This is a genomic window from Phytoactinopolyspora halotolerans (assembly GCF_010550675.1).
GTDB classification, from domain to species: domain Bacteria; phylum Actinomycetota; class Actinomycetes; order Jiangellales; family Jiangellaceae; genus Phytoactinopolyspora; species Phytoactinopolyspora halotolerans.
In genome coordinates this window covers 57,528-73,286 of the sequence record NZ_JAAGOA010000009.1, presented here as the reverse complement: position 1 = coordinate 73,286, position 15,759 = coordinate 57,528, and the positions used below count along the sequence as shown (strand labels likewise).

At 68.1% G+C, this 15,759-nt stretch carries 15 protein-coding genes; 3 read left to right on the top strand and 12 right to left on the bottom strand.

Features of this window, described 5'->3' with window-relative positions; translation table 11 throughout:
- Position 1: 1 nt before the first annotated feature.
- Positions 2–307, bottom strand: coding sequence for a DUF6167 family protein (locus G1H10_RS14265; RefSeq protein ID WP_163738766.1), 306 nt, complete (start codon positions 305–307; stop codon positions 2–4).
- On the bottom strand, positions 304–675 hold the full coding sequence (locus G1H10_RS14260; protein WP_163738763.1) for a DUF948 domain-containing protein: 372 nt from the start codon (positions 673–675) through the stop codon (positions 304–306). Before G1H10_RS14260 ends, G1H10_RS14265 begins: the two co-directional genes overlap by 4 nt.
- Positions 676–898: 223 nt before the next feature.
- Between G1H10_RS14260 and manD the strand changes: the two genes are divergently transcribed.
- Both manD and G1H10_RS14250 read left to right on the top strand, forming a co-directional pair.
- Positions 899–2,125, top strand: coding sequence for a D-mannonate dehydratase ManD (gene manD / locus G1H10_RS14255; RefSeq protein ID WP_163738760.1), 1,227 nt, complete (start codon positions 899–901; stop codon positions 2,123–2,125).
- A 182-nt stretch (positions 2,126–2,307) separates the two neighbouring features.
- On the top strand, positions 2,308–2,610 hold the full coding sequence (locus G1H10_RS14250) for a hypothetical protein (protein ID WP_163738757.1): 303 nt from the start codon (positions 2,308–2,310) through the stop codon (positions 2,608–2,610).
- Here G1H10_RS14250 and G1H10_RS14245 read toward each other — a convergent pair.
- The 7 genes from G1H10_RS14245 to G1H10_RS14215 form a co-directional block, all read right to left on the bottom strand.
- Positions 2,594–3,955: a replication-associated recombination protein A gene (locus G1H10_RS14245; RefSeq protein WP_163738754.1), complete on the bottom strand. Its 1,362-nt coding sequence runs from the start codon at positions 3,953–3,955 to the stop codon at positions 2,594–2,596. The two genes, G1H10_RS14250 and G1H10_RS14245, sit on opposite strands and share 17 nt — an antisense overlap.
- Before the next feature lie 257 nt (positions 3,956–4,212).
- Complete coding sequence (locus tag G1H10_RS14240) at positions 4,213–4,851, bottom strand: 23S rRNA (adenine(2058)-N(6))-methyltransferase Erm(C) (protein ID WP_163738751.1); 639 nt, start codon at positions 4,849–4,851, stop codon at positions 4,213–4,215.
- 214 nt (positions 4,852–5,065) lie between these two features.
- Positions 5,066–6,682, bottom strand: a complete 1,617-nt coding sequence (locus G1H10_RS33000; RefSeq protein WP_163738749.1) for an ABC-F family ATP-binding cassette domain-containing protein — start codon at positions 6,680–6,682, stop codon at positions 5,066–5,068.
- Positions 6,683–6,846: 164 nt separating this feature from the next.
- Positions 6,847–7,863, bottom strand: a complete 1,017-nt coding sequence (locus G1H10_RS14230) for an MBL fold metallo-hydrolase (RefSeq protein ID WP_216853259.1) — start codon at positions 7,861–7,863, stop codon at positions 6,847–6,849.
- Entirely contained in the window at positions 7,863–8,762 is a 900-nt protein-coding gene (locus G1H10_RS14225; RefSeq protein WP_216853258.1) for an ABC transporter ATP-binding protein, read from the bottom strand. The genes G1H10_RS14230 and G1H10_RS14225 overlap by 1 nt, the downstream gene beginning before the upstream one ends.
- The gene (locus G1H10_RS14220; protein WP_163738746.1) at positions 8,723–9,517 is read right to left on the bottom strand and encodes an ABC transporter permease; all 795 of its coding nucleotides are present in this window, start codon (positions 9,515–9,517) and stop codon (positions 8,723–8,725) included. Before G1H10_RS14220 ends, G1H10_RS14225 begins: the two co-directional genes overlap by 40 nt.
- Positions 9,514–10,329, bottom strand: coding sequence for an ABC transporter permease (locus G1H10_RS14215; RefSeq protein WP_163738743.1), 816 nt, complete (start codon positions 10,327–10,329; stop codon positions 9,514–9,516). The genes G1H10_RS14220 and G1H10_RS14215 overlap by 4 nt, the downstream gene beginning before the upstream one ends.
- Positions 10,330–10,431: 102 nt before the next feature.
- On the opposite strand from G1H10_RS14215, the gene G1H10_RS14210 reads away from it, so the two are divergent.
- Complete coding sequence (locus tag G1H10_RS14210; RefSeq protein WP_163738739.1) at positions 10,432–11,403, top strand: LysR family transcriptional regulator; 972 nt, start codon at positions 10,432–10,434, stop codon at positions 11,401–11,403.
- A gap of 6 nt (positions 11,404–11,409) precedes the next feature.
- Here G1H10_RS14210 and G1H10_RS14205 read toward each other — a convergent pair whose 3' ends face one another.
- The 3 genes from G1H10_RS14205 to aspS form a co-directional block, all read right to left on the bottom strand.
- Positions 11,410–12,399 (bottom strand): ABC transporter substrate-binding protein, encoded by a 990-nt coding sequence (locus G1H10_RS14205; protein ID WP_163738735.1) that lies wholly within the window; start codon positions 12,397–12,399, stop codon positions 11,410–11,412.
- 134 nt (positions 12,400–12,533) lie between these two features.
- Positions 12,534–13,730 carry a M20 metallopeptidase family protein gene (locus G1H10_RS14200; protein WP_163738732.1) on the bottom strand — a complete coding sequence of 399 codons (1,197 nt, stop codon included), beginning with the start codon at positions 13,728–13,730 and terminating at the stop codon, positions 12,534–12,536.
- 59 nt (positions 13,731–13,789) lie between these two features.
- A complete protein-coding gene (aspS, locus tag G1H10_RS14195; protein ID WP_163738729.1) occupies positions 13,790–15,553 on the bottom strand; it encodes an aspartate--tRNA ligase in 1,764 nt (587 codons plus the stop codon).
- Positions 15,554–15,759 lie beyond the last annotated feature (206 nt).

Sequence of the window (15,759 nt, the reverse complement as noted above, 5' to 3'; positions counted from 1 at the left end):
CTCAGTACGTGCCTCTCCGCTGGTTGTGATCGAGAAGGTCTTCCACGGCGGCCAGATTCGGCCCGCCATGTGTCTCATCTCCATTGTCCGCGATACCGAGCGCTTCGCGAAGTTCTTTATCCCGCTCATCCATTCCGGCCCGCACCTCGTCGGTGAACTCGCGGATCGACTGCGACACCGACGTCAAAGCGCTGGACAGCCGGTCGGCGGCGCCCTCGGGCGTCATGCTCTCGGCCGCCTTGGTGACCTTGCGGACGATGATGACCCCGGCGGTCGCGCCGAGCGCGATCCAGAACAGCCGCTTCATCGCCGATCGCCCTTGCGCTTGGTCATGGCCCGGCGAACCCCATACGTGAACGCGGCCACCCGCACCATCGGACCGCCGAGCGTGGCCGCGAACAGCGAGGACATCGCCGCCACGTTGGTCGTGACGGTCTGCGCGTTCGAGGTGATCGCGTCGACCCGCTGCAGCTGCGCATTCGTCGACGCCAGCAGCTCATTGGTCTCGTCCACGGTGGTCGCGGTCTTGGCGACGTGCTCAAGACGCAGGTCGCGCACGGTGTGCGTCAACTCGTCGACGGTCTTGCCGAGCTTGAGGATCGGCAGGGCGCAGATGGCGACGAGCGCGACGAAAGCCACGGCCGCGATCAGCCCGGCGATCTCGCCTACGGACATGGATATGCCGCCCTTCCATGCGGATGGTTCTCCTGTGGGGTCAAAGTCTCAGCCCGACCCTACCGCGCCGGCACCGCCGCCGTAGCCCGACTTCCATCATGCCTCCGGACGTGGCAAGAGTCGGCAACCGGTTGCCCGCCGTACGCCTGCCGTGCGTCGATACTCTGTGGATCGACGCGACAACCGCACGCAGCCAGACCTACCCTACACAGCACGGAGAGCCATGAAGATCAGCCACGCAGACGTCCTCGTCACCAGTCCCGGCCGCAACTTCGTCACCTTGAGGATCACCACCGACGACGGTGTGGTCGGATACGGCGACGCCACGTTGAACGGCCGCGAACTGGCGGTCGCCGCGTACTTGAGCGATCACGTCGTACCGTTGCTGACCGGTCGGGATCCGCATCGCATCGAGGACACCTGGCAGTACCTCTACCGGGGTGCGTACTGGCGGCGCGGACCGGTGACGATGGCCGCGATCGCCGCCGTCGACGTGGCGCTGTGGGACATCAAGGCCAAGGTGGCGGGTCTTCCGCTGTACCAGCTGCTGGGCGGTGCCAGCCGGAAAGGCGCATTGGCGTACGGGCACGCGAGCGGTTTCGACCTGGAGGCACTCTTCGACTCCATCCGTGCCCACCTGGAACTCGGCTACCGGGCGATCCGGATCCAGACCGGCGTCCCCGGGCTCGACTCGGTCTACGGCGTATCGGCCAGCACTCAGATCGGCAAGCGGTATGACTACGAGCCGGCACAGCGCTCGGCCGTGCCCAGCGAGGAGCAGTGGGACACCCGTGCCTATCTGCGGCACCTGCCAGCCGTGTTCGAGGCGGTGCGCAACGAGTTCGGCCCCGAGCTGCCGCTGCTGCACGACGGCCACCACCGGATGACGCCCATCCAGGCGGCGAAGCTCGGCAAAGCGCTCGAGCCCTACGATCTGTTCTGGCTGGAAGATTGCACACCGGCGGAGAACCAGGAGGCGTTGCGCCTGGTCCGGCAGCACACCACCACTCCCCTGGCGATCGGCGAGATCTTCAACACCGCCTTCGACTACCAGACGTTGATCACCGAGCAGCTGATCGACTATGTCCGCTCGGCGGTCACGCACACCGGCGGGATCACCGCGATGAAGAAGCTGTTCGACTTCGCGGCGCTTTACCAGATCAAGTCGGGCATCCACGGGCCGACGGACATCTCCCCCGTCGGCCAGGCCGCCGCGCTCCATCTCGACCTGGCCATCCACAACTTCGGCATCCAGGAGTACATGCGACACTCGCCGGAGACGCTCGAGGTGTTCCGGACCAGCTACACCTTCACCGACGGGTTACTCCATCCGGGTGACACCCCTGGGCTGGGCATCGAGTATGACGAGGCGCTGGCGGAGAAGTTCCCGTACGACCCGGCCTACCTACCCGTCAACCGCCTGCTCGACGGCACCGTCCACGACTGGTGATGACAGCACTCAACCTTTCACTAGCGCGGACTGCAGCGGTAAGCCGCTGTTTGTCCACAGCTAAACCTGCTAGCGCCCGTCTGCGTGGGGACTTATCCACATTCTGGCGTTAGTCCTTCCATGAGGCTGATCTGTTGCGCCACATTGAGGGCGCCACATACGATCGACTTCTGGAGGTAACTGTGAACGACGCGCAGACATGGACGATCATCGGGCTGTTTGCCGCCGTGATGGCGACGCTGGTCACGATGACACTGCGCATCGTCAAGGTCGAGATCTCAAGCCTCGGTCACCGTTTCGACGGCCGGTTCGAGGGCTTGGACGGCCGGTTCGAGGGCTTGGACGGCCGGTTCGAGGCTATCGACCATCGGTTCGAGACCCTCGAGACAAAGATGGACAGTCTTGAAAGCCGACTGACCACGAAGATCGACTACCTCGATAGGGATGTCAAGACCTTGTTCGAGCGGTTCACTCGCCCCGAATGATGGTGCGGAGGCGGGCGTAGCGCTCGGCATAATCGCGCTCCGCTCCACGAGTGCCCGGCTGATAGTACTGCTTGTCGGCCACGGAGTCGGGCGCATACTGCTGCTGGACGACGCCACGGGGATCGTCGTGCGCATAGGCGTACGACGTCCCGTGGCCCAGCTTCTTCGATCCGGAATAGTGCGAGTCGCGCAGGTGTGGCGGCACCGCACCGGCGAGCCCGGCCCGGACGTCACCCACTGCCGCGCCGATCGCCTTCACCACGCTGTTCGACTTCGGCGCCAGCGCCAACGCGATCACCGCCTGGGCCAGCGTGATCTGCGCCTCCGGCCAGCCGATCAGCTGGACCGCCTGCGCAGCCGCCACGGCGGTCTGCAGCGCGGACGGATCCGCCATGCCGATGTCCTCGCTGGCGAGGATCACCAGCCGCCGGGCCAGAAACCGCGGGTCCTCCCCGGCCTCGGCCATCCGGGCCAGGTAATGCAGTCCGGCGTCGACGTCGCTTCCCCGGATCGATTTGATCAGTGCGCTGGCCACGTCGTAATGCTGGTCGCCGTCGCGGTCGTATCGGACGGCGGCCCGGTCGACCGCGTGCTCGGCGATGGAAAGCGTGATCGTCGCGTCATCGGTGGCACCGGCCGCACCGGCGGCCGCCTCCAGATACGTCAGGGCCCGCCGGGCGTCGCCGCCGGATAGCCGGACCAGATGCTCGCGCGCGTCGTCGTCGATCTTCACCGCGCCACCGAGCCCACGCTCATCTGCCAGCGCCCGGTCGAAGACCGTCTCGATGCCCTCCGGCCCCAGTGGCTCCAGCGTCAGTAGCAGCGATCGGGAAAGCAGCGGGCTGTTCAGCGCGAAGTACGGATTCTCCGTAGTAGCGGCGACCAGCGACACCCAGCGGTTCTCCACCCCGGGCAGCAGCGCGTCCTGCTGGGTCTTCGAGAACCGGTGTACCTCGTCGACGAACAACACCGTGCCGGTGCCGCTGCGCACCAGTTCACGGCGGGCGCGCTCCATCACCTCGCGGACGTCCTTCACGCCGGCCGTCACCGCCGACAGCTCGACGAAGTGACGCTGGGTGGCGCGGCTGACCACGTACGCCAGCGTGGTCTTGCCCGTTCCCGGCGGGCCCCACAGCACCAGAGCCATCGGCTGGTCTTCCTCGACCAGCCGGCGCAGCGGCGTGCCGGGACCCAGCAGATGTTCCTGGCCCACCACCTCGTCCAGCGCCCGCGGGCGCATCCGCACCGCCAGCGGCTGGCCCTCGTAGGACTCGTCCGCTCCGGCCAGTGAGCCACCAGAGGCGGTCACCGCGGGTGCGGCGCCAAACAGGCCTTCTTGTTCCATACCGCGAGCCTATGATGTGAGCCGGACACCCTGGCGAGGGAGGCGACGCCGGCACTCATCCCCACGACGTGTGAGTGCGGATACAAGAAAGCGGCGGCACGGAGTCTCCCAATGAGAACCGCACCGCCGCCATTTGGGGGGCCTTGCTTCGTCATTAACCCTGACACATCCGTAAGATTGATGTCAAGGACTTCTCATAATGATCTTGCCTTAGTTCAATACCTGGAGCAACGTCTCCTGCAACACCGCCTGTCAGCTCAGCGCCGACGACGATAGGCGGCGCGCAGCTCCCGCCGGCGACGGTCCAGCTCAGCAGCTCGGAGATCGCGACGGCGCCGGATCCTCAACTGAGCCGAGTCCACCGAGGGCTCCGGGGTGAAGCTGCGCCGTGGTATGCGCCGGACGATCTCGATCTGGTATCGCAACTGCCACCACGCCACCTCGAAATCACGTGGCTCAGCTGCGGTGACACGCTTGGCGAAGCCCCACTCCACGATCAGGTCGGCGGCGGTGAGCCCGCTTGCCGTCGGGGTGAGCAACCGGCGCAGCAGCGCGGTGGAGATCGAGTAGGGGATGTTCGCCACCACCACGTACGGCTGTCGCGGGAGGATCACCTCACGGGCGTCCGCCTGCACCACCCGGACGTTTCCCGGCGGCGGGAACCGTCGTCGCAGGCGAGCGACGAAGGCCGGGCTCCGCTCGACGGCAATGACCCGGGCGCCGGTCTGAGCCAGGGCAGCGGTCAATACCCCGGTCCCGGCGCCGAACTCCACGACGATATCTCCGGCGCCTGGCGACGCGGACTGGACAAGTCGGCGCAGAACGGCCCGATCGCGGAGAATGTGAATTCCGGGGCGGTTATCGGAAGAGAATTTTCTATGTGTGCGCGAAGGCATGGCTCACCACAGGGATCTCGGTGCGTACGAGCGGTCCATCGAGAGCCGGACCTGCTCACCGCGGTCGTCAGATCGACACGGGAGACCGGCATACGCCGACTACCGAGACTGGCTGAGATGCGAGCCGTGGGTAGCGGGCTATGCCGTCGCGCGGCGGCGCAGCCGGCAAGAGGCTGTGCCGTTGATGAGTGTGATTGCCGCCATGTTCGCCATCCTACCGGAGGCTCATGCGGTCGCCGTCCCACCGTCGCCGTGTCCACCGGTCGTGCGTGACCAGCACGACCGGCAGGTGCGCACCGGCAACGGCCTCCTCGAGCTCTTCGAGCAGCGTCAGCGAGAGGTGGTTGGTCGGCTCGTCCAGCAGCAACACGTGCGGGCGCGAGGCCAGCATGCGAGCCAGGGCCAACCGCCGCTGCTGACCGACGGAGAGGCGTCCGACCGGTGTGTGGAACTCCGAACCCCGGAGCAGACCGAGCCTGGCCAGTTCGTGCTGGTAGTCCTCCGGCGGCCCCGGTCTTCCGGTGGCGAAGACGGCCAGCGCCGACAGCCCGGGGTCACTGAACACTCCGGTCTGCGGCAGCCAGCCGATCCGCAGCCCGCGCGCGTGCAGCACCCGCCCGGCACCCGGATCCAGAGCTCCGGCCAGCACCGCCAGCAAGGACGACTTCCCGCTGCCGTTGGGTCCGGTGACCAGCAGCCGCGTGTCAGCGGCCACGTCCAGGGCGGGGATGCGTACGCGTCCGGGTACGTCGACGTCGCGGGCGGTGATGAGCATGCCGTCGCCCGGAGTGTCGCCCAGGGCCGCGCCGAACGTCAGCGGTCGGGGCGGTTTGGGCACCGGATTGGCCTCCAGCTCCTGCACTCGCTTCTCGGCATCCCGCACGCGCCTGGAGACGGCCGCGTCGACCTTCTGCCCGAAGAAGTGCGGCTGGAACTTGTCGTTGTCCCGCCGGGCTCGGTTGGTGTGGCCCACCTGCCGCGCGCCGGTACGCACCGCGGCGCGTGCCTGGTCGACCTCCTCATTCCACCGACGATGTTCCTGTTCCCAGCGGGACAGCGCCGCCGCCTTACTCTTCAGGTAGTCGCTGTAGGCACCGCCGTAGCGTGCCGGCCCCAGGGTGACCGTGCCGTCCGGGGTCATGTGCAACGCGGGATCGAGGTCGAGCACGGACGTGCATACGGCGTCCAGGAACGCTCGGTCGTGCGAGGCCACCACCACCGCACCGCCGTGCTCGAGCAGCGTGTCCTCCAGGTAGCGGACGGCGTCGTCGTCAAGGTGGTTGGTCGGCTCGTCGAGCAGCAGCACGTCCGGGGCGCGGACCAGCATCAGGGCGAGCGCCAATCGGGCACGCTGACCGCCGGAGAGGGTGTCGGTGTGCCGCCCTTGGGCCACGTCGCCCAGGCCGAGGCCGGCGATCGCCCGCGCGGCTCGTGCGTCGGCGGACCATCCGTCCCGCCGCTCGTATTCGGCCAGCAGGTCGCCGTACTCCTCATATACAGCGGTGTCGCCGTCGGCCATCCGGCCTTCGAGTCGCCGCATCCGGGCCTCGAGGGCGCGGAAATCGGCGAGCGCCGCGTCCACAGCGTCGGCGACGGAGCCCGGCGGCAGGTCGGGCTCCTGGCTCAGGTATCCGAGACTCCCCTGCCGGTGCACGGTGCCGGTGTCCGGCTCTTCGGCGGCGGCCAGCAGGCGCAGCAGGGTGGACTTGCCCACGCCGTTCTCGCCGACGAGTCCGAGCCGCTCGCCGGCTGCGACGTCGAGTTCGATGCCGTCGAAGACGACTCGGCCGGCGTAGGAGATGGAAAGCGAACGTGCGGAGAGTTGAGACACCTGATGACTCCGATATGGGGTCGTACGATGCCCGCCGGGTCGAGACGACCGCAGAACACGGGCCGGCACAGGTGTCAGATCCGCATAGCGGGAGCAAGGTTAGCACAAGAACGGGCGAACGTGGTGGCGCAGGTGCCGATCCGGAGATGCGCGAACCGGCACGATCACACCCGGGGATGCAGCGGGATGACGTCGAGGTCGGCGGGAACGCTGAAGTGGCCGGAGAAGAGGTGCCCGTCGCGTTCCCACACCTCGCGCGGGGTGTGTCCGGGCGCGAGGTGGTGCAGACCGAGCCGGCGCACCCCCGCCTTCTCCGCGACGTCGATGGCTTCTCGCGGCGAGGTGTGCGCTGCGTAGTGGTGGTCGCGGGTGGCCTTCGCCGAAGCGTCGCGCTGCTCGGTGTACCGGCGCTCGACCCAGTCGAAGTCGACCGCCTCGTGCAGCAACACGTCGGCGCCTGCGGCGAGGCGCACCATGTTGTCGGTGCGCGCCGTGTCTCCGGAGATCGCGACCGAGCCGCCCTCGGTGTCGAACCGGAAGCCGAAGGCGGGGCTCATCGGCGCGTGCTGCACCAGTGTGGCGCTCACGCGCACGGCCTCGTCCTCGTACACGGCGAACGGCGCCATATCCGGTGCCGGATGATCGTTCGGATGAAAGCCCACCTCCGGGGGGACGACGATGTCCCGCGCGCGGAACCAGTCGCGCGGCGTCGGACGGAGCGAGTCGAAGAGTCGGTCGTTGATGTCCGTCGCATACGCCCGCATCAGCAGGTCGAACATCCGTGCCGTGCCGGGGGTCGGCTCGTCGGGGAACACCGGCGTCAGACCTCCGGCGGGGGCCCGGGAGGACACCGGCGGCAGCACCTGGCGGTCGCCGGGGCCGACGATCTGGACCGTGTGCGTCGGGTCGGCGGGCATCCGCATGATCCCGAACAGCGCGAGGCTGCCGAGATCGACCACGTGGTCCGAGTGCATGTGGGTGATGAAGATCGCCCGGACGCTCGCCATCGACAGGCCTGCGCGGATGAGCTGCCGTCCCACGCCCGTGCCGGCGTCGACGATGTACGTCCGCTCCCCCACCACCACCGCGGTGGAGATTCCGGTGCGGCCGTGGTGTCCGGGCCACCAGACCGGCCCACCGGCGGTTCCCAGAGTGACGACGTACGGGCGGTCCACGGTCACTAGGGCACCATCCTTCGGGCGGGCACGGTCTCGGTTCTCTGCATGGCGGGGCGTTTGGCGGCCTGAATCAGGCCGAAGACCTCGGCGCGCAGCTCCCCGTAACGGGGAAGGTTCTTGGTCTGCACCTGGTCCCGTTCGCCGGGCAGGTCCACCGTGATGTCTCGCGCGACCGCCGCCGGAGTGCCGGAGAGCACCACGACGCGGTCCGCCATGTACACCGCCTCGTCGATGTCGTGCGTCACGAACAGCACGGTCATTCCGAGACGTCGGCTCATGCCGAGCACGAGATCCTCCAGATCGATGCGGGTCTGCGCGTCGACGGCAGCGAACGGCTCGTCCATCAGCAGCACGTCGGGCTGATAGGCCAGCCCCCGGGCGATCGCCGCCCGCTGTTGCATGCCGCCGGACATCTCCCACGGGTAGACGCCGCCCTTGCCCTCCAGGCCGACGTTCGCCAGCGCCTCGGCGATGATGCCCGGTCGCTCCCTCGCCGGGAAGCGTGCCTTCTGCAGCGGCAGTTCGATGTTCTTCGCCACCGTGAGCCACGGCAGCAGGCTGCGTGAGTAGTCCTGGAAGATCACCGCGAGCTTCGCCGGTGGTTCGGTGACCTTCTCGCCCTCGAAGAGGGTACGTCCCGTCGTCGGTGCGGTCAGGCCGGCGATGCACTTCAGCAGCGTGGTCTTCCCGGCGCCCGACGGTCCGACCACGCAGACGAACTCGCCGCGATCGACGGTGAACTCGACCCCCTCCAGAATCCGTGCGCGGACCGCGCCGGTCGAATACGTCTTGCCGAGGTCTTGGAGGTCAAGGAGATGTTCTGCGCCCATGATGCCGTCCGCCTTCGTTCTCGTGGTGTCGTTCACGACGCCCCCGTCGCCTGCCGCATCCGGATCTGCCACCGCAGCACTCGACGCTCGATCCGCAGGAAGATCAACGTCAGCAGGTACCCGATGATGCCGAGCAGGATCGTGCCGACCCAGGTCTGAGTGATCATGAACAGTTGCTGCGACTCGAGCACGTAGTAACCCAGGCCATGAGTGGCGCCGACCATCTCGCTGACGACGATCAGGATGATCGCGATCTGGAGGCCGATGCGGTACCCGGCGAAGATCTGCGGCCCCGCGCTCGGGAGGACCACGTGGGTGATGATCTGCCGCCGGGACAGGCGGTAGGAGCGGACCATCTCGCGCAGCTGGGTGTCCACACTGCGTACCCCGTCGATGGTGTTGAGCAGGATCGGCCAGACGGCGCCCAGCACGATGAGCGAGACGTTCATTCCCGCGCCGAGCCCGAGGATCCCGAGCACGATCGGGATGAGGGCGGGAGACGGCAGCGACCGGAAGAACGTCAGCACCGGCGCGAACAGAGCTCGCATGACCGGGGACATACCGAGCAGGACACCCAGCGCGGTGCCGAGGAGGACGGAGGTGCCGAAGCCGATCGTGAAGTTCGCCAGACTCGGCAGCAGGTCGCTGCGCCAGCGCGGGCCGAGGATCCATTCGTCCACGAGGGTGGTGAGGATCTCCTGCAGCGGCGGGAAATACAGCGCTTCGCTGCCCGCGCTGAGAGTCCACCACAGCGCGACGAGCGTGACAGGCAGCCAGCCGCGCAACAGGAGCAGGCGCCAGCCGCCCGGTGTGGTCGTGGCCATCATCCGTTCCTCCTCTCGCGCTGCGAGGGGTGCCAGAACAGCAACGGACCCGAGAGAGCGGCCACCGAGCCGCTGAACCCGAGGCCGAGCAGCCCGGAGACCAGCAGGAGCGCGAAGGCCTGGTCGACGACGCCGTTGAGCTGTGCCAGCGCGAGCAGGGAGCCCAGTCCCGACATCCCGACGATGTACTCGGTGACGATGGCGATGATCAGGGCGATCGTCACCGAGATCCGCAGCCCGGTGAGCGTGAAGGGCAGCACGCTCGGGATGGTGATCCGGTGGATACGCTGCCAGAACCCGAATCGGTAGACGCGCGCCATCTCCAGCGCGAGACCGGGGATCTCACGCAGACCGTAGACGAGTTGGGTGAGCATCGGCCACAGAGACCCGAACACGATGAGGAAGAGCTTGACGCCGTCGGTGGGGCCCCAGAGCAGAAGCGCCAGCGGGATGAGCGCCACACCGGGGATCGGCTTGAGGAACTCGATGAGGAACCAGGTGGAGTGCTCGACGAACCGGCTGGCGTGGATGGCCATCGCGGTGGGGACGGCGATGAGAAGGATCACCACCATCGCGATGACGGTGATCGACACCGTGGCCCACACCGCACCCCAGAAGTCGGCGGTGACGGACAGCCGTCCCAGCGCGCCGGCCACGTCGGTGGGGGCGGGGACGACCCGTTCGGAGAGCAGGCTGGCCACGCTGGCGACCTGCCAGAGCAGGATGAGGCCGGCGAGGCCGACCGCGCCCAGCGTCAGCTCCGCCTGTCGGGACAGCGTCCCACGGGGGTGTCGGTTCACGACCACCTGACTCATTCGCCTGCTCCATCGCTCGGCTGACCTCCGGCTCTTCAACCGTGGTCCATCCGGGCTATTGCGGCAAGGCGCATTTACCACTACCAGCTATATAGTCTGTGTATGGAGCTACGGCAGCTGCGCTATTTCAGCGTCGTCGCGCGCATGGGGTCCTTCTCCCGTGCCGCCGCCGAGCTGTACATGACCCAGCCACCGTTGAGCGCCGCGATCGCCCAGCTGGAGTCGGATCTGGGCAGCCGGCTGCTCACCCGGACCTCGCGCGGCGTGACGTTGACCGCGACCGGCGCGGAGGTCCTGCGGCTGGCCGAGCGTGCGCTGGTACAGGAACGAGAGCTGCGCAGGCGGATCGCGGCGATCGAAAGCGGCCGATCGGGGACGCTGGAGATCAGCTGCACCCCGACTCTGAGCGGCGCGTTCCTCCCCCGGATGCTGCAGGAGTTGACCAGCGACAGCGCTGACCTCGACGTCTCCGTTCACGAGGCCGACCCGCTCACGGTCATCGAAGCGGTGATCTCACAGAAGACCGACGCCGGCCTGGTGGCGACATCCTCGACGGAGGACATCCGCACCCTCTATCACGAGAGCATCGCCGTCGACTTCATCGCGACACTGGAGATGATCGCGGTGCTGCCGCCGTCGTACGAGCAGGGCGACGGCCCGATCCGCCTCTCCGAGATCGCCCACCTGGAGTTCGCGGTTCCGGGGAGATCGATGCGGGACGGCATCCGCGTCGGTCTGCTCTACGCATTCGAGCGCGCGGGGCTGCCGCCTCCACGGATCCGGGATGTGCCGAGCATGCAAGAGGCCATCCCCCTGATCACCGCCGGCCTGTACGTCTCGATCATGCCGGAGAGCGTCCGAAGCCTGATCCACCCCGATCGCGTGGTCCTCCGGCGCATCGCCGACGGTCCTCGTCCGCTCGAGGCGTCGGCCGTCTATCGCGCCGACCGGCAGGACATGCCGACGATCCGCCGCTTTCGTGAGGCCGCATTCGCGGCCGCAGCCGAGCGCGACGAAGGCGTCGAGCACGGTGAGCGCGACGAGCACGACGAGCGCGGCCATACGCGGAGCTGAGCGGCGTCACGGCTCCCAGATGGAGGCGCTACCGTCGAACGGCTGCTCGATCATGCCCGCCTCATACATGGCGTCGCCGATCGCCTGCATCTCATTCCCGGTCAGAACGCCGTTGAATCCCGGCAGCGCGATCTGTTCGGCGACGTCGGGGTCCATCCCGGCCTCCGACACCAGGAGCTCGATCACAAGATCGGGATCCTCCGCGGCCACCTGGTTGGCTTCGATGATCGCGTCCCTGACTCGCCCTGCGACCTCGGCGTTCTCGGCGAGATAGCTCTCCGAGGAGAGCAGGACGACGTAGGGTTCGTCCGGTTCCATGATCTCGTAGCCCGGTTCGCGGTAGGCGGAGAAGATCGCCTCGTGTCCGTCGGACAGGGCCATACCGGTGAACGGCTCGGCGAGCACGGCCGCGTCGAGTTCACCTGACTCGAGTGCCGCGACCTGCTCGTTCATCGGCATCACGACCCACTCGACGGCGTCGGGGTCACCACCGGCGCGTAGGTAGGACGCCAGCATGGCGGCATGGGGGCCCGAGCCGACGGCGTTCGTGCCGATCGTGTGGCCGGCCATGTCGACGATGTCGGTGATGCCGCTGTCGGTGCGCACCACGAGCTGGTTTCCCTCGGCCCGCGGATCCTCGACCGTGGCGCTCGTCCCGGCGACGGCGAGCAGCGGCATGCCCTGGTCGATGGCCTTGACCACCGGCGCGGTGGCCGCGGTGGCGAAGTTGATCTGACCGTTCAGGAGCGACGGCGCCGCGGCGGCGAAGTTCTGCACGGACTCCAGCTCGACCTCAAGCCCGTGATCGGCGAAGATGCCCTCCGATTGCGCGACATAGATCGGCACGGTGCTGGTGGTGACGACGACGCCCATCGTCACCGGCGTGAGCCCGTCCGGGGACGCCTCCCCGTCATCGCCGCCGCCCTCCGCCGCAGAGCATGCCGCCATGCTCAACGCCGCGACGGTGATGCCCGCAGTGATCGCTTCTCGCCTCATGACCCGACCTTCCTGCGCGACCGTGCGGTGTCGGCTCTGACAGCATCGCGCACCGTCGCACGTGGGCTCCCATGATCGTGCGGTACGGCCCATATGTGAACGCCTCATGTCGCTATCGCGGCCATACACGGACGCTATGGACCGAGACGCGAGCCCAACCACCCGGCCACAGCACGGGTCCCGATGCCGATGGCGCTCTCGTCCGCGCTGAACGTCGGGGCGTGTGGCACGCCGAGTTGCCCCGCCGACTCGTTGGAGACACCCAGGTAGAACATCGCTCCCGGGATCCGGTCGAGGAACAGCGCGAAGTCCTCACCGTTGTACGGGAAGAACCCGCGCAGGACGCTGATGTTCTCCGGGCCCAGCACCGATCCGAAGTACTCGCCAGCCTGTTCGCTCAGTTTCGCGTCGCACACCATCGCCGGAAACGGCTCACCCCAGAACACGATGCGCTCGGCGATCTCCGTCCCGCAGACCGTCGTGACGATGTCCGCGCTCTGTTGACGCAACTCCGCGTAGCGTTCCTGCGGCCATGCCCGGAACATCGCGTTCAGCCGCGCGCCGTCGTCGGACGCGGATTCGACCCATGACCGGGCGACGACGAACCGGGCGAACGGGCCGTCGGGCTCGGTGATCCGTTCCAGCCCGTCCCGGCCGAGCTCGTGCAATGGCGGCAGCGTCGCCAGCTTGAGTACTGCGGCGCGGATCTCGTGTGCTCGTTCGGCGGCCCCCGGGCCGGTCATGTCCACGTGAAAGCCGTCGTGGCCCGGCTGGCCCACGCCCGGCAACACGGAGATCGTACCGGCGGGTGTCGGCCCGCAGTGGATCGCGTAGATCTCGACGGGTTGCAGGTCGTCCAGCACCCCCTCGTCGATCATCGCCCGTGCACCGTCGAGCGTCTCCTCCGCGGGCTGGAAGAGGAAGGCGACGCTGCCGTGAAACCGGTCGCGCAGCGCCGCGAGTGTCTCCGCGACGCCGACGCCGACGGCCGTATGGATATCGTGCCCGCACAGGTGCGCTACGCCAGGCACGCGTGAGCGGATGTCGCTGTCGAACAACTCGTCGTCGCGCACCGCGTCCATGTCCGCCCGGTAGGCGATGAGCGGGCCCGGCTCGGACCCGTGCACCACCGCGACGACGCCGTGACCACTGACACCCGCACGGACGTCCAGACCGGCGTCGCGCAGCCGTCCGGCGACGAGCGCAGCGTTCTCGCGCTCGGGGCCCGCCCGCTCCGGATAGCGATGGATCGCCCGGCGCAACTCCACCAGATCCGAGTCGATCGCCGAGGCGGCGATGTCGATGAGACGCTGATCGAGGCTTGGCACCATGCGCCTACGCTATCCTGGCGCGCACAGCCGACGGGACCGCCGAAAAACGAACCCCGGGATCAGCCTTCTTCAGCGATGACGTCGATGCCGGCTTCCTTGCGCTGCTGCGCGGTGATCGGTGCCGGAGCGCCGGTGAGCGGATCGTAGCCGCCACCGGTCTTCGGGAACGCGATCACGTCCCGGATCGATTCAGACCCCGAGAGCAGCGCCACGATCCGGTCCCAGCCGAACGCGATGCCACCGTGCGGCGGCGCGCCGTACCGGAACGCGTCCAGCAGGAATCCGAACTTCTCCTGGGCCTGCTCCTCGGACAGCCCCATCACGTCGAAGACGCGCTGCTGCACGTCGCGGCGGTGGATACGGATCGAGCCTCCGGCGATCTCGTTGCCGTTGCAGACCAGGTCGTAGGCGTAGGCCAGCGCGTTGGCCGGGTCCGAGTCGAAGGTGTCCAGCCATTCCGGCTTGGGCGAGGTGAAGGCGTGGTGTACGGCCGTCCAGGCGCCGCTGCCCACGGCCACGTCGTCGGTCTCGGAGACCGCCTCGAACAGCGGCGCGTCGACCACCCAGACGAACGCCCACGCATCCTCGTCGATCAGCTTGGCCCGGTGCCCGATCTCCAGCCGGGCGGCGCCGAGCAGCGCCTGCGACGACTTACGCGGACCGGCGGCGAAGAAGATCGCGTCCCCCTCGGCCGCGCCCACCAGCGTCGGCAGTCCCGCCTTCTCCTCGTCGGAGAGGTTCTTGGCGACCGGACCGGACAGCTCGCCGTCCGCCCCGACCAGCACGTAGGCGAGGCCTTTCGCGCCCCGCGCCTTGGCCCAGTCCTGCCAGCCGTCGAGCTCCTTGCGGGTCTGCGACCCGCCGCCCGGGAACACCACGGCGCCGACGTACGGGGCCTGGAAGACGCGGAAGGAGGTGTTCGCGAAGTGCTCGGTAACCTCGGTGATCTGCTGCTCGAACCGCAGGTCCGGCTTGTCAGTGCCGTACTGGTCGAACGCCTCCCGATAGGTCATCCGCGGCAACGGCGTGCTGATCTCCACGTCGATCAGCCGCCAGAGCGCGCCGATGATGCGCTCGGTCAGCGCGATGACGTCGTCCTGCTCGACGAAACTCATCTCGACGTCGAGCTGGGTGAACTCCGGCTGCCGATCGGCGCGGAAGTCCTCGTCCCGGTAGCAGCGGGCGATCTGGAAGTACTTCTCCAGGCCCGCCACCATCAGCAGCTGCTTGAACAGCTGCGGCGATTGCGGCAGCGCGTACCAGGAACCAGGACGCAGCCGCGCGGGCACCACGAAGTCACGGGCGCCCTCCGGGGTGGATCGCGTCATGGTGGGGGTCTCCACCTCGACGAAGTTCTCGCCGAGCAAGACCTCCCGGGCCACCCGGTTCACCTCGCTGCGCAGCCGCAGCGCCGCGGCGGGCCCGCTCCGGCGCAGGTCGAGGTAGCGATACTTCAGCCGGACGTCTTCTCCGACGGTCGCGCTGGTCTGCGCGTCGTCGACCTGGAACGGCAGCGGCTCGGCCTCGCTGAGCACCTCCACGTCGGCGGCGATCACCTCGATCTCGCCGGTCGGGAGCGCCGGGTTGTCGTTGCCGGCCGGTCGTCTGGATACCTCGCCGGTGACCTTGAGGCAGAACTCGTTGCGCAACCCGTGCGCGACCGCCTCGTCCCGGACGACCACCTGCGCGACGCCCGAGGCGTCCCGCAGATCCAGGAACGCCACTCCCCCATGATCGCGCCGCCGGGCGACCCACCCGGTAAGCGTGACGGTCTGGCCGGCGTGGTCGGCACGGAGCGTGCCGGCCTCATGGGTACGGAGCACGTGAAGGATCCTCTCAGGCGGTCAGTCGGTCAAACGTGTGTGGTCGTGTGTCGTCGTCTGCGCTACGCGCAGCGAGCGGGCAGCACACGCACCGCCTGCGATCCTACGTAAGTCGGCCGCCCGGACGCGACTTGGATTCCACCGCCGCTGATGATCATCAACGGGTGGCCGTCCTGTGACCGGTCCACCCGTTGATGATCATCGGC

Bases quoted from the DNA above. Each gene is read 5' to 3' on its own strand.
- G1H10_RS14245 (WP_163738754.1), bottom strand. From the start codon at position 3,955: ATGGAACAAGAAGGCCTGTTTGGCGCCGCACCCGCGGTGACCGCCTCT.
- G1H10_RS14205 (WP_163738735.1), bottom strand. From the start codon at position 12,399: ATGAGGCGAGAAGCGATCACTGCGGGCATCACCGTCGCGGCGTTGAGC.
- G1H10_RS14240 (WP_163738751.1), bottom strand. From the start codon at position 4,851: ATGCCTTCGCGCACACATAGAAAATTCTCTTCCGATAACCGCCCCGGA.
- G1H10_RS14210 (WP_163738739.1), top strand. From the start codon at position 10,432: ATGGAGCTACGGCAGCTGCGCTATTTCAGCGTCGTCGCGCGCATGGGG.
- manD (WP_163738760.1), top strand. From the start codon at position 899: ATGAAGATCAGCCACGCAGACGTCCTCGTCACCAGTCCCGGCCGCAAC.
- G1H10_RS14265 (WP_163738766.1), bottom strand. From the start codon at position 307: ATGAAGCGGCTGTTCTGGATCGCGCTCGGCGCGACCGCCGGGGTCATC.
- G1H10_RS14200 (WP_163738732.1), bottom strand. From the start codon at position 13,730: ATGGTGCCAAGCCTCGATCAGCGTCTCATCGACATCGCCGCCTCGGCG.
- G1H10_RS14260 (WP_163738763.1), bottom strand. From the start codon at position 675: ATGTCCGTAGGCGAGATCGCCGGGCTGATCGCGGCCGTGGCTTTCGTC.
- G1H10_RS14220 (WP_163738746.1), bottom strand. From the start codon at position 9,517: ATGATGGCCACGACCACACCGGGCGGCTGGCGCCTGCTCCTGTTGCGC.
- G1H10_RS14215 (WP_163738743.1), bottom strand. From the start codon at position 10,329: ATGAGTCAGGTGGTCGTGAACCGACACCCCCGTGGGACGCTGTCCCGA.